This is a genomic window from Flavobacterium pectinovorum (assembly GCF_900142715.1).
In the GTDB taxonomy this organism is placed as follows: Bacteria; Bacteroidota; Bacteroidia; order Flavobacteriales; family Flavobacteriaceae; genus Flavobacterium; species Flavobacterium pectinovorum.
Genome location: NZ_FRBX01000003.1, coordinates 594,555 through 608,152, shown reverse-complemented (window position 1 = coordinate 608,152; position 13,598 = coordinate 594,555). Strand labels below are relative to the sequence as shown.

The window sequence follows — 13,598 nt, the reverse complement described above, 5'->3', positions numbered from 1 at the left end:
TTAAAATATTCAGTAATTTCGCAATCTGAAAATCAAAATCACCCTTGAGGTTAACAATATGGCAAGATTTGAATTAAAACTTCCCAAAATGGGAGAAAGTGTAGCTGAAGCAACTATTACAAACTGGTTGAAAGAAGTTGGAGACAAAATTGAAACTGATGAAGCAGTACTTGAAATCGCGACTGATAAAGTAGATAGCGAAGTACCAAGCGAGGTTTCGGGAATTTTAGTTGAACAATTATTTGGCAAAGATGATTTAGTTCAGGTTGGTCAAACCATTGCAATTATTGAAACAGAAGGAGATGTTCCGCAAGCAAAAGTTGAAGAACAGGTTGCGGTTCCGGCAGAAGTAACTGAAATCGAAAAAACAATTGAAACAGCTCAGGAGACTGTTGCTGCCCCTCAGGATTTTTCGGGATCAGATAAATTCTTTTCTCCATTAGTTAAAAATATTGCAAAAGAAGAAGGTATTTCTACTGCAGAATTAGACGGTATTAATGGTTCAGGAAAAGATGGCAGAGTTACCAAAGAAGATATTTTAAAATATGTAGAAGATCGTAAAGCTGGCGTTATAACTCCAAAAGCTGAGCCAATTGCAGTTGAAAAAACTGAGACTGCTACTCAAGCTCAAACTGATACTGTGACTGATACTACAACTCCGGTTGCGCCAAAAGTTGCTGAAACAGCAATTCAAAAAAGCCAACAGGCGGTTCCGGTTTCTGTAAACGGAGGTGATGAAATCATCGAAATGGACAGAATGCGTAAACTGATTTCGGGTTATATGATAGCATCGGTACAAACTTCTGCACACGTACAATCGTTTATTGAAGTTGATGTTACCAACATTGTAAAATGGAGAGATAAAGTTAAAACTGCTTTTGAAAAGAGAGAAGGCGAGAAGCTAACTTTTACGCCAATTATGATGGAAGCCGTTGCAAAAGCGCTAAAAGATTTTCCGGGAATGAATATTTCTGTTAATGGTGATTATATTATCAAAAAGAAAAATATAAATTTAGGAATGGCTGCAGCTTTGCCAAACGGAAATTTAATTGTGCCGGTTATTAAAAATGCCGATCAGTTGAATCTTGTTGGAATGGCAAAAGCAGTTAACGATTTAGGGAACCGTGCAAAAGCAGGAAAACTAAAACCAGACGATACACAAGGCGGAACTTATACTGTAACAAACGTGGGAACTTTTGGTAGTGTTTTTGGTACGCCAATTATCAATCAGCCGCAAGTAGGGATTTTAGCTTTGGGCGCAATTCGTAAAGTGCCAGCTGTTATAGAAACGCCTGAAGGTGATTTTATCGGAATTCGCCAAAAAATGTTCTTATCGCATTCTTACGATCATAGAGTTGTAGATGGTGCCTTAGGAGGTAGTTTTGTAAAACGTGTTGCTGAATATTTAGAAGCTTTTGATGTAGACAGAGACTTTTAAAAATCATAATTTTATAAATAATTAGCCCTTTTAACATTTTTAATGTTGAAAGGGTTTTCTTTTATTATTATTTATTTAATCAATAACAAGAATGCTTAACTTTATAAAAAAGACAAGGAAAATTCGTCTTTAAAATTTATATTTGTAAACTTATAAAATTTAAATATGGAACTTAAACTCAACAAACCAATTTGCTTTTTTGACCTCGAAACTACAGGTATTGACATTGGGAAAGATCGAATAGTAGAAATTTCAATATTTAAAGTTTTTCCTAACGGAAACAAGGAAAGTAAAACATGGTTAGTGAATCCAACCATTCCAATTCCGCCGCAAACTACAGCTGTCCACGGTATTACTGATGAAAAAATAGCGAATGAGCCTACTTTTGCCGAATTAGCTCCACAGGTTCATAATATGATAAAAGACAGTGATTTGGGTGGATTTAACTCCGATCGTTTTGATATTCCGTTATTGGCAGAAGAGTTACTTCGTGCGGGAGTTGATTTTGATATGAAAAACAAAGTTTCGGTAGATGTGCAGACTATTTTTCATAAAATGGAAGAACGTACCTTAAGTGCGGCCTTGAAGTTTTATTGTGGAAAAAGTCTTGAAAATGCGCATTCAGCAGAAGCGGATACAATGGCGACCTATGAAATTTTAAAAGCACAATTAGATCGCTATCCTGAGTTGGAAAACGATATGAAAGTATTGTCTGAATTTACAACTCGTAAAAAAATTGCCGATTTTGCAGGAATGATTGCTTTTGATCAGGATGGAGAAGAAATTTTCACCTTTGGAAAACACAAAGGAGCAAAAGTAGATAAGGTTTTAGAAACAGAACCAGGTTATTTCAGCTGGATTCAAAATGCTGATTTTCCATTATATACCAAAAAAGTTCTGACAGCAATTAAATTAAGAAGATTAAATACGAAGTAAGATTCTAAGTTGCTAAGGTTCTAAGATGCTGAGTTTTTTTGCATATTTTCTTAGAATCTTAGCAACTTAGAACCTTAGTAACTTATAAAGAAATGAAAATAATCTGTATCGGTAGAAATTATGCCAATCATATAGCGGAATTAAAAAACGAAAGACCGGCAGAACCAGTGATCTTTATGAAGCCTGATTCAGCAGTTTTGTTAAAGCAGTATCCTTTCGTAATTCCTGAATTTTCTGAAGAAATTCATCACGAAATTGAGATAATTGTAAAAATTAACAAAGTAGGAAAATATATTGAGCCTAAGTTTGCACACAAATATTATGATGAAATTAGTGTAGGTATTGATTTTACTGCCAGGGATTTACAAGCTAAGTTAAAAGAAAAAGGATTACCTTGGGAAAAAGCAAAAGCCTTTGATGGTTCTGCAATTATTGGAGATTTTTTGCCTAAAACTGATTTTATTTCGATGGAAAATCTTAGTTTTGAACTGACAAATAATGCAAAAACAGTTCAAAAAGGCAATACAAGTCATATGCTTTGGAAAATTGATGAGCTTATTTCATATGTGTCACAATTCTTTACATTAAAAATAGGCGATATCATTTTTACAGGAACACCGGAAGGTGTTGCGGCAGTTAAACCAAACGATGTTTTAGAAGGCTTTTTAGAAGATAAAAAATTATTTAGAATACAAGTAAAATAATGGCTTTAAAATATAACCTTTCGAAAGTGTATGCGCTTTCAGATAATGATCCCGAATTTGTAAACGAAATTCTTAAATTATTTGTTACCGAAGTTCCTGAAGATCTAAAACAAATCAAAGAAGGAATTAAAAAGAAGGATCATAAATATGCCTATGCTTATGCGCATAAGATTAAACCAACATTAGATTTGTTGGGTTTAAATGTTGCTTTTGAAGAAATTCTTCAGGTTGAAGCCTGGACAAAAGCTGAAGGCAAGAAAAAAGAAATTGTTGAAACTTTTAAAAGTATAAAAATACAAGTAAAAGAAGCTATCAAAGAAATCAAAAAAGACTTTGATGTTTAATTTAGGCGTGTCCCTATTTTTTGCCCTTTTAATTTAGGTCAAAAATAGGGACGTCCCGAAACTTTTAGGATACTATATCTTTTGTTTCGGAAAATTTTCGTTTAACGTGTCGTCTCTTGTGTTACAAAAGGATGCCGTTTCTACCCTCACGCACATCATTTCGACAAGACCTACTTCTTAATAAATGACTTACTTTTGAAGTAAGTAAAATATTCTATTCGTATGAAAGCAACTATTATAACAATTGGAGATGAAATCTTAATAGGTCAGATTGTGGATACAAATTCTGGTTTTATTGCAAAATCTCTTGATCGAATTGGAGTCGAAACCAGAGAAATGATTTCGATAAGTGATGATAAAAAACATATTTTAGATACTTTCGCACAACTTCAAAACAAAGTCGATGTTGTTATTGTTACAGGTGGATTAGGGCCAACAAAAGATGATGTTACCAAAAAAACATTCTGCGAATATTTTGATGATGAATTAGTTGTAAACCCAGAAGTTTTGGCTCACGTAACAGAACTAATTGAAGGTTTTTATAAGAGGCCAATTTCGCAATTAAATAAAGATCAGGCTCTGGTCCCTTCAAAATGTACCGTTTTGTATAACAAAGTGGGTACGGCACCGGGAATGTGGATGAAAAAAGAAGATACAGTCTTTATTTCGCTTCCGGGAGTTCCGTATGAAATGAAATATTTAGTTGAAGAAGAAATAATTCCAAAAATTGTTCGCGAATACAAACGACCGTATATCATACATAAAACCATTTTAACGTATGGTCAAGGTGAAAGTTTAGTTGCAGAACGTATTGAACATTGGGAGAATAACTTGCCTGATTTTATCAAATTAGCCTATTTGCCAAATCCGGGCAGAGTGCGTTTGCGTTTAACCGCGAGAGGAACTAATAAAGAAGAATTAGAAGAAGCTATCGAATCTAATGTAAAATCTTTAGATGCGATAATTCATGATATTATAGTGGGTTACGAAGAAAATGAAACCATAGAATCTGTAGTCGGAAAGATTTTAACGAGGCAAAATAAAACAATTTCAACGGCTGAAAGTTTTACTGGAGGGAAAATTGCTTCGATTTTATCGGGAGTTCCCGGAGCTTCAAAATATTTTAAAGGCAGTATTGTTTCATATGCGACAGAGGCAAAGGTTAATGTTCTCGGTATCTCGCAAGATTTAGTAGACGAATTTTCGGTAGTAAGTGCACAAGTGGCATCGGCTATGGCTTTGAATGTGAAACAGATGCTTAAAACAGACTATGCAATTGCAACAACCGGGAACGCCGGACCGACAAAAGGTGATGCAGATGCTGAAATTGGAACTGTTTTTATCGCTTTAGCTACCCCCGATGATATAATTGTTGAAGAATTTAATTTTGGCCAACCACGTGAAAAAGTGATAGATAGAGCTTCGATTAAGAGTTTAGAAATATTACAGAAAGAAATTTTAAAAAATGTGCAATAAATTTTTGCTACAATGGTTTATTTTTCTTTTCTTTGCACCCTGATTTTGAATAACGATAAAAGATAAGTATAATGTCAAGAGTTTGTGACCTTACAGGTAAAAGAGCGATGGTAGGAAATAACGTTTCTCACGCTATGAACAAAACTAAGAGAAAATTTTCTGTAAACTTAGTTAAAAAGCGTTTTTATCTTCCAGAAGAAGATAGATGGATTACTCTTAGAGTAGCAGCATCTACGATAAAAACAATTAATAAAAATGGAATCACTGCTGTTTTGAAAAAAGCACAGTCAGAAGGATTTATCAAATAATCTTTTCCTAAATAAATATATAGCAAGATGGCAAAGAAAGGTAATAGAATCCAGGTAATTTTAGAATGTACTGAGCACAAGACTTCTGGTGTTCCAGGAACTTCTAGATACATTACAACTAAGAACAAAAAAAATACTCCGGACAGATTAGAGATTAAAAAATTTAATCCAATCTTGAAACGCGTAACTGTTCACAAAGAAATTAAGTAATAATTAGAGATTTTTGTAAATCTCAAATGGTTTAGCCATTTCGAGTTTTATAAGAAACTTCAAATAACATTTGAATCATGGCAAAGAAAACCGTAGCATCGTTACAAACATCTTCTAAGAGATTATCAAAAGCCATCAAAATGGTAAAATCTCCAAAAACTGGTGCATATACATTCGTAGAATCTATTATGGCTCCTGAAGAAGTTGATACTTTCTTGAAAAAGAAATAATAACAATTACAGTATATAGAAAAGCTACTTTCATTCCGAAAGTAGCTTTTTTATTTTTATATTTGTCTAAAATTTAGAGAAGCCCAAATTGGGTTTTTTAAACAAAAAATTATGATTTTACTTCAATCTTTTATTCTTAACTTTATTAAGATAAAAGATTTTACAATATCTAAATTAGTTTAAAAACAAAATTGCCTTTTTTAAGTTTTCAGGCTTTGGATCGTTAATAATCCTAAAGTCTAACAATCTAATACTATATACAATAATGAGTTTTTTTAAAAAATTATTCTCTACTGATAAAAAAGAGACTTTAGACAAAAGTCTTGAAAAATCAAAAACTACTTTTTTTTCAAAGTTAAGTAAAGCTGTTGCCGGAAAATCTAAAGTCGATGACGATGTTTTAGATGATCTTGAAGAAATTCTTGTGGCATCTGATGTTGGTGTAAACACAACTTTAAAAATAATTTCAAGAATTGAAAAACGTGTTGCCGAAGATAAATATTTAGGAACAGAAGAATTAAACCAGATTCTTCGTGAGGAAATTGGTGCGTTATTATCTGAAACCAATAGAGGCGAAGCAACCGAATTTGAAATTCCGAAAGATAAAAAACCATATGTTTTAATGGTTGTGGGAGTTAATGGAGTTGGTAAAACAACTACTATTGGTAAATTAGCTTATCAGTTCAAAAAAGCGGGTTATAAAGTAGTTTTAGGTGCTGCAGATACTTTTCGTGCTGCTGCGATAGATCAATTGCAAGTTTGGGCAGATCGTGTTGATGTGCCAATTGTAAGACAAAATATGGGAAGCGATCCTGCTTCTGTAGCTTTTGATACATTGCAATCAGCAGTTGCTCAATATGCAGATGTTGTTATTATTGATACTGCCGGAAGGTTACATAATAAAATCAATTTGATGAACGAGTTAACCAAAGTAAAACGCGTAATGCAAAAGGTTGTTGCTGATGCGCCTCACGATGTGCTTTTGGTTTTGGATGGTTCTACAGGTCAGAATGCCTTTGAACAAGCAAAACAATTTACAGCTGCGACAGAAGTAACTTCTCTAGCTGTAACTAAGCTGGACGGAACTGCAAAAGGCGGTGTTGTTATTGGTATTTCAGATCAGTTTCAAATTCCTGTAAAATATATTGGTGTTGGTGAAGGAATTGAGGATTTACAGGTCTTTAATAAATACGAATTTGTAGATAGTTTTTTCAAATAATATTTTTCAGATAATTCAATGAGTTTTTCTTCTTTAAAAAATATAACGCCTCTTACTTTTTATTTTGGAAGCGTTATTTGTTTTGTTTTAGCAAACGTTTTGCGAGACAAAAGCCTGTCTTTTTACTATGTTTTATTGGTTTTAGGTTTGATTTTATTTTTTATGGGAATACTGAAAAGATTACGTACTAAACGATAATTTCCAATCACACACTTTCTATAAGATTTCATCAAATTCTATTTTCAAATTCTGAAAATGTTGATAATTTGCTGCAATCTTATTTTTGTTTTTATGCATTTTAATTTCTTTTGAAATGATATAAAGTTAACTTTGTGGTTCACTAAATTTCTTTTGAAAACGAGAGTCCTAGCCCTGATGGGAGCGGCATCCTTTTTCTGGCTTCTTTAGCCGGGAAAAGATATAGCGGACAGCAGGAAATAGCTCCTTATTCTTCTGATTACTAGATTAACAAAATATTGAATTTTTAATATATAGATATGAAAAACACTTTTATGGTTTTGGTTTTGTCGCTTTTGTTTGTAAGCTGTAAGCAAGAAATTAAACCTGCGGATATTGCAAAACTAAATGGTTACTGGGAAATCGAAAAAGTGGTTTTTGATAAAGGCGAAGAAAAGGCATATGGAATGAATGAGAACTTTGATTTTTTTCAGATGAAAGGAAATAAAGGGACCCGAACGAAAGTGATGGCACAGCTTGACGGAACTTTTTTAACAACGGATACATTTGAAAACGTTTCGGTTAGATTTACAGATAAAGGAACTTTTTTGGATTATAAAACGGATTATGCAAAGTGGAGCGAGGAATTAATTTCAATTTCTGATGAAACTTTTGTGGTAAAGAATGATCAGGATAAAGAATATCATTATAAAAAAGCAGGACCAATAAATATTTTAAACGATGGCAAAAAGACTAAATAACGAAAGTACGATTGGGGCTGTTTTGCAACAGATTATCCAGGTGAATAAATTACAGCCCGGAATGGATCAGATTGATGTAAAAGAAGCCTGGAGACAATTGATGGGGAATGGTGTAAACACATATACAAAAAATGTAGTTTTAAAGGGAAGTACTTTGTATGTTGAACTTGGATCGGCAGTTTTAAGAGAAGAATTGAGTCACGGAAAATCGAAAATCGTTAAAATGATTAATGAGGAATTAGGGCGAGAGGTTGTTAAAGAGGTTGTTCTTAGATAATTTTAGATTTTAGAGTTCAGATTTTAGATTGGCTGAACTTTGTAAATAGCTTATAAAGAAAAATCCCGTTTCAATTTGAAACGGGATTTTTTATTTTAATCTAAAATCTAAATTTAGAAATCTAAATTTAGAACTGCTCTCTTCCAGCAAAGTGAAATGCACCTTCGATAGCAGCGTTTTCGTCGCTATCAGAACCGTGAACTGCATTTTCTCCGATAGAAGTTGCGTATGCTTTACGAATAGTTCCTTCAGCAGCTTCAGCTGGATTTGTAGCTCCAATTAAAGTTCTGAAATCTTCTACAGCGTTGTCTTTTTCTAAAATTGCAGCAACAATTGGTCCGCGTGACATGAATTCAACTAATTCTCCGTAGAAAGGTCTTTCTGCGTGAACTGCGTAAAATGCTTTAGCATCAGCTACAGTTAATTGAGTTAATTTTAATGAAACGATTTTGAAACCTCCGTTTGTAATCATTGCTAAGATATTCCCGATGTGTCCATTTGCTACAGCATCTGGCTTAATCATTGTAAAAGTTCTATTTGTTGCCATTTTTGTGTTTTTAAATTTTGTGCAAAAATAGACTTTTTTATGAATTGATTTTAATAAATTCATAATTAAAACACTACAGAATGATGTTTTGAGTAATTTTTTTAAACCATATAAGTTATATAAGTTCATTTAATTACTTGCGTATAGATTGTAGATCTAAAAAATATGCAGCATTACTAAAATGAACTTATATAACTTATATGGTGAAAAGAAATAATTAGACTTTGAAAATCAGTTTATTTTTGTAGAATATCCATAAAATGAATGTCCAGATGCAAACGTAAACCAATGCGCCTGCCAAAGAAGCTGTCATTGGATTACTGAAGAATGGAGCAATTCCGAAACCATACAGATAACTTAAAAGATTGATTTTTTCTTCAGGATTATGCGGATTTTGGAATTCTATCATTACTAAAGCCTGTGGAATAATTTGAGAAGTAAAAAATACAATCATAGGATTTACGCCCCAAATTAAAAATGGTTTAAATCCTTTTTTATAATCAGCGATATCAATTACATAATATAAGATTGATAGAAATGTGGCTGCTAATCCTGTGGTATATAAAACGTAACTGCTTGTCCAGATTGATTTGTTGATTGGAAAAACAATATTCCAAAGTAAACCAGCAATAATAAGTGCTATACCGGCAATGGCTATTTTTGTGGCTTTTTGCGTTTTAGATATTTCACGCATTAATATTTGGCCAATTAGTAAACCTATAATTCCGTTTACAATTGAAGGGATTGTACTTAGAATTCCTTCCGGGTCCCAGGTTACGGTTCCTCGGTACATATGGCCTTTTAATAAAACGCTATCAAGCCATGCTGCTAAATTAGTTCCTTTCTCCAGATTGGCAAAACCAACTCCCGGAACAGGAATTAACGTCATTAACGCCCAATAACCCAATAATAAAACAGCTCCTGTTATAATTTGTGTTTTTTGAGAGGTTTTTAAATACAACAGTGAAACTACAAAATACACAATGGCAATTCGTTGTAAAACTCCCGGAAGACGTACGTCGTGATACGCTTCAATTCCGCTATAGGCTAAAAATAAGTATATAAATAGAATAGAAAAAGCCAGAATATTTTTGACTTTAGAATTAAAACTTCCCATTAAGGCGTAACCAACTGCAATTGTGATTGCTAAACGACCAATAAGAAGTGGAATTCCTTCCAGACCCAATAATTGTATTTTGCCGAAAAAGTTAAAAAATATCCCTAAACAGAACATTCGTAAGGAACGAACCAAAATTTTATTGAAAGTTGTTTGGTCGTAGATTTTATCTGGCATTGCAAGCGGAACTGCAACTCCCATAATAAAAACAAAGAAAGGAAACACCAAATCGGTTAGGGTGCAGCCGTGCCATTCGGCGTGTAAAAGTGGCGGATAAACATTGCCCCAATCGCCGGGGTTGTTTACAATAGTCATTAATAAAATAGTTAATCCTCTGAAGACATCCAATGAAATCAAGCGCTCTCTGGTCATAGTTTTTTGGTAATAGGTTAGTTTTTGTTTTAAAGGTTACTATTTGGTTTAGAGAGGCAATAATTTCAGAAGAGGCGGTTATTTATTCTGATGATTATTACTTTATTGTTTTTGTTTGCCACGAATTGCACAAATTTCCACGAATTTTTCTTAAGGATTCACGTTCGTGAAAATTCGTGGCAAACATTTTTTATATCATAATTATATTAAAATTCGTTTCTAATGGTTTTAGTTTTTGAATTAAAAGCGGAATTAATTGCTCGCCTTTTTCTAAATAAAATTCAGAAAAATTAGATTGACGTTCCTGTAAACTTTGATTCGGGAATAACTCGCATTGTAAATCTGTAACGCGCTGCAATTCTGAATCTAATTTTCGTTTTTGTGCCTTTAATAATCTTTTTTCAAGATTTTCTAAACCTTTTTTTTGCTTTACTTCTTGTGCTTTTACAGCTCCGGTAAATGATTTGTCGGTTTGCTGTGCTAATTCGTAAAGATATTCAAATTGTTTTTCTAACGTTTCTTTTTGTGGCGTTAAATCAATTGGAAAAGCAGATAATTTATGTGTGATTGTATTAACTAAATCGGCAGGTTTTGTAAACAGGTCTTTCCAGCTTAAATTTAAATTATCAGCTTTTTTAGCTTGTTTTTCGGTGCTTAAAAGAACTGAATTTCGAACCAAAAGCATCGGAAAAGTGATGTTTACGGCATTAAAAAATGATTTTAATTCCAGCCAATATGCAATTTCTCCGCCTCCGCCAATGTAGCATAAATTTGGCAGAATAATTTCCTGATATAGCGGACGCATAATCACATTTGGACTAAATTTTTCAGGATTACTTTCTAATAATTTTAGAATTTCTTCTTTTGAAAATGAAATTTTAGTGTTGTTTACAAAGTATTTATCATTTTCAAAAATAATTCGCTCACGCAAAGTATCTTCAATATAAAATAAATTGATTTCACGTGGATTAACCTGAACAGTGTAATCCTGCAATTGTTCTGTCGTTTGCTGAACAGCTTTAAAAGAAGTCTGATTTTCTAATTCTTCTTTTACAAAAGGAATAAAAGCACGTTTTAAATCGGCATCATCGGCATCAAGAATTACTAAACCATATTGAGCGAATAAACTATCGGCCAAAAAACGTGTGGCATCAGCAAGGTTTTCGTGTTTTAAATAAGCTTCTTCAAAAAGTTTTTTCAGAACGCCGGCATTTGTACTTGAGCCTAATTCTAAGGAATAAATTTCGAAAAACTCCGCTAAGCCTTCTGTCGAAAGTCTGCCAACAGGACCAGTACTTTCTTTATTCCATCTGAATTTTTTTCCTTTAAAATTAAAATAATTGATCTCTTCAAAATCGTGATCTTCTGTTGCCATCCAATAAATGGGAACAAAATTATATGTCGGATATTTTGATTTTAATTCTTTGGTAAGATTAATCGTTGAAATAATTTTATATAAAAAATACAGCGGACCACTAAACAAGTTTAATTGATGTCCTGTAGTAATTGTAAAAGTATTTTCTAGAGCCAGAAGCTCGATATTTTGCTTCGTAGAATCAGAAATTTCAATGTTTTGATATTGCTTTTTTAAAGTGGCAACAAGCGGAATTCGGTTATTGTTATTAAAATTCGATTGTTTTTCAACGATTTGTTTTTCAAAGTTTTCCAGCGTTGGAAAATGATTGTATAGAGATTGTAGTTCGGGTTTTTGATCTAAGTAATCTTGTATCAATTTAGAAAAATATCCTGAGTTTTGGTAGCTGATACAGTCGGTGGGCATAATTTTAGATTTATTTTTGACAGCTGTAAATTTAATGAAAATATATACTTAAAAGTGTTTTTAACGAATGCTTAAGATTTGATTTTCGTTTTTTGTTTTAAAGTTCATCTAATCAAGTTTTTAGTTTTGATTAAATTCAAATTTATTTAAAATGTAAAATAAGCCTAATTTGTTAAAAAAGAATAAGTGTATTGAAACTATTTGTTCTAAATGTGAAATATTCACAACGAAACTATATTTTTGTAATCAAAAAAAAGATATATCTATTTTGCATGAAAAATAATCCTGCCCAAAAGAATTCCTTAAAACATATTCTTTTTGGATCCTTAATTGGAACCACAATCGAGTTTTTTGATTTTTATATTTATGCCAATGCAGCAGTATTGGTTTTTCCACAATTATTTTTTCCGGGTGCAGATTCGACGATGGCAACTCTGGAATCTTTAGCTACTTTTTCAATTGCCTTTTTATCGCGTCCCTTGGGGTCTGCTTTTTTTGGGCATTATGGAGATAAAATTGGACGTAAATTTACTTTAGTAGCTGCTTTACTAACAATGGGTATTTCAACAGTTACCATTGGATTTTTGCCAAGTTATGCCAGTATTGGTGTTGCTGCTCCCTTATTGTTAATGCTTTGCCGATTTGGGCAAGGTGTTGGTTTAGGAGGCGAATGGGGAGGCGCTGTTTTGTTGGCCATCGAAAATGCACCGCCGAATAAACGTGCCTGGTATGGAATGTTTCCGCAATTGGGAGCTCCAATAGGATTACTGCTTTCCGGAGGAACTTTTTTATTGTTAACAGATTCAATGAGCAATGAAGATTTTATGGATTATGGATGGAGAATTCCGTTTATTGCCAGTTCTCTTTTGGTGGTAGTAGGTTTTTATATCCGAACTAAAATTACAGAAACACCTTCTTTTGAAAATTCTAAAAATGCGCATGAAGAAGTGAAAATTCCGTTTTTAACGCTGGTTAAATCCTATAAAAATCAATTAATTTTCGGGACATTTTCTGCCATTACAACCTTTTTGGTATTTTATTTAATGACCGTTTTTACATTGAGCTGGGCTACATCAGATTTAGGAATTGTTAAAAGAAATGGATTATTAATACAATTATTTTCGGTATTGTTTTTTGCCCTTTTTATTCCGGTTTCGGCTGTAGTTGCAGATAAAATAGGCCGTCGTAAAATGCTTATTATAGCTACAGCAGCTATAGCTGTTTTTGGCTTCTTCTTTTCTTATTTTTTAAGTTCTGGTAATATTGTTTTGGTTACGACTTTTGCCTGTATCGGAATGTCTTTAATGGGATTTACTTATGGCCCGTTAGGAACTTTTCTATCAGAGTTGTTTCCAACAAATGTTCGTTATTCGGGAGCATCATTAACTTTTAATATGGCTGGAATTTTGGGTGCGGCATTTGCGCCTATGATTGCAATTTGGCTGGCATCAACATATAATGTGAGTTATGTAGGTTTTTATTTAATGGGAGCAGCATTTATTTCTTTGATCTCATTTTTGGTAATTAGTAAAGAGGAGCATAAGTTTTAGGATCTTAACCACAAAGTTTTGCAAAAACATATACAAAGTCCACAACTTCGATAACTATCGGGATTGCGGACTTTGTGGTTTAAAAATGAAACTAAAAACTCCTTTTAATCTTTTCACAAAAAGTCTCTAAATATCCCGTATTTTTGCAAAAA

15 protein-coding genes are annotated in these 13,598 nt (G+C 32.9%); 12 read left to right on the top strand and 3 right to left on the bottom strand.

Features of this window, described 5'->3' with window-relative positions:
* Positions 1-58: 58 nt before the first annotated feature.
* From BUE22_RS13245 to BUE22_RS13190, 11 genes are all read left to right on the top strand, one after another.
* Positions 59-1,438: a dihydrolipoamide acetyltransferase family protein gene (locus BUE22_RS13245; protein WP_073395417.1), complete on the top strand. Its 1,380-nt coding sequence runs from the start codon at positions 59-61 to the stop codon at positions 1,436-1,438.
* A 165-nt stretch (positions 1,439-1,603) separates the two neighbouring features.
* Complete coding sequence (locus BUE22_RS13240) at positions 1,604-2,374, top strand: 3'-5' exonuclease (RefSeq protein ID WP_073395416.1); 771 nt, start codon at positions 1,604-1,606, stop codon at positions 2,372-2,374.
* Between the two features lie 92 nt (positions 2,375-2,466).
* Entirely contained in the window at positions 2,467-3,078 is a 612-nt protein-coding gene (locus BUE22_RS13235; RefSeq protein WP_073395415.1) for a fumarylacetoacetate hydrolase family protein, read from the top strand.
* Positions 3,078-3,422 (top strand): Hpt domain-containing protein, encoded by a 345-nt coding sequence (locus tag BUE22_RS13230; protein WP_042565215.1) that lies wholly within the window; start codon positions 3,078-3,080, stop codon positions 3,420-3,422. Before BUE22_RS13235 ends, BUE22_RS13230 begins: the two co-directional genes overlap by 1 nt.
* Before the next feature lie 222 nt (positions 3,423-3,644).
* Positions 3,645-4,898: a CinA family nicotinamide mononucleotide deamidase-related protein gene (locus tag BUE22_RS13225; protein WP_073395414.1), complete on the top strand. Its 1,254-nt coding sequence runs from the start codon at positions 3,645-3,647 to the stop codon at positions 4,896-4,898.
* Between the two features lie 71 nt (positions 4,899-4,969).
* A complete protein-coding gene (gene rpmB, locus BUE22_RS13220) occupies positions 4,970-5,206 on the top strand; it encodes a 50S ribosomal protein L28 (protein ID WP_008468080.1) in 237 nt (78 codons plus the stop codon).
* A 27-nt stretch (positions 5,207-5,233) separates the two neighbouring features.
* Positions 5,234-5,416 (top strand): 50S ribosomal protein L33, encoded by a 183-nt coding sequence (gene rpmG / locus BUE22_RS13215; protein WP_008253902.1) that lies wholly within the window; start codon positions 5,234-5,236, stop codon positions 5,414-5,416.
* Between the two features lie 77 nt (positions 5,417-5,493).
* Positions 5,494-5,646, top strand: coding sequence for a DUF4295 domain-containing protein (locus BUE22_RS13210; RefSeq protein WP_007805819.1), 153 nt, complete (start codon positions 5,494-5,496; stop codon positions 5,644-5,646).
* 265 nt (positions 5,647-5,911) lie between these two features.
* Complete coding sequence (gene ftsY / locus BUE22_RS13205; RefSeq protein ID WP_073395413.1) at positions 5,912-6,865, top strand: signal recognition particle-docking protein FtsY; 954 nt, start codon at positions 5,912-5,914, stop codon at positions 6,863-6,865.
* A gap of 497 nt (positions 6,866-7,362) precedes the next feature.
* Positions 7,363-7,803, top strand: coding sequence for a hypothetical protein (locus tag BUE22_RS13195; RefSeq protein WP_073395412.1), 441 nt, complete (start codon positions 7,363-7,365; stop codon positions 7,801-7,803).
* A complete protein-coding gene (locus BUE22_RS13190) occupies positions 7,784-8,080 on the top strand; it encodes a DciA family protein (protein WP_042565220.1) in 297 nt (98 codons plus the stop codon). The genes BUE22_RS13195 and BUE22_RS13190 overlap by 20 nt, the downstream gene beginning before the upstream one ends.
* Before the next feature lie 127 nt (positions 8,081-8,207).
* Here the strand turns inward: BUE22_RS13190 and BUE22_RS13185 are convergent, their stop codons facing one another.
* The 3 genes from BUE22_RS13185 to bshC form a co-directional block, all read right to left on the bottom strand.
* On the bottom strand, positions 8,208-8,627 hold the full coding sequence (locus BUE22_RS13185) for a nucleoside-diphosphate kinase (RefSeq protein ID WP_031456090.1): 420 nt from the start codon (positions 8,625-8,627) through the stop codon (positions 8,208-8,210).
* A gap of 217 nt (positions 8,628-8,844) precedes the next feature.
* Positions 8,845-10,116: an acyltransferase family protein gene (locus BUE22_RS13180; protein ID WP_073395411.1), complete on the bottom strand. Its 1,272-nt coding sequence runs from the start codon at positions 10,114-10,116 to the stop codon at positions 8,845-8,847.
* Positions 10,117-10,306: 190 nt separating this feature from the next.
* Entirely contained in the window at positions 10,307-11,896 is a 1,590-nt protein-coding gene (bshC, locus tag BUE22_RS13175) for a bacillithiol biosynthesis cysteine-adding enzyme BshC (RefSeq protein WP_073395410.1), read from the bottom strand.
* 272 nt (positions 11,897-12,168) lie between these two features.
* Between bshC and BUE22_RS13170 the strand changes: the two genes are divergently transcribed.
* Positions 12,169-13,446 carry an MFS transporter gene (locus tag BUE22_RS13170; protein ID WP_073395409.1) on the top strand — a complete coding sequence of 426 codons (1,278 nt, stop codon included), beginning with the start codon at positions 12,169-12,171 and terminating at the stop codon, positions 13,444-13,446.
* Positions 13,447-13,598 lie beyond the last annotated feature (152 nt).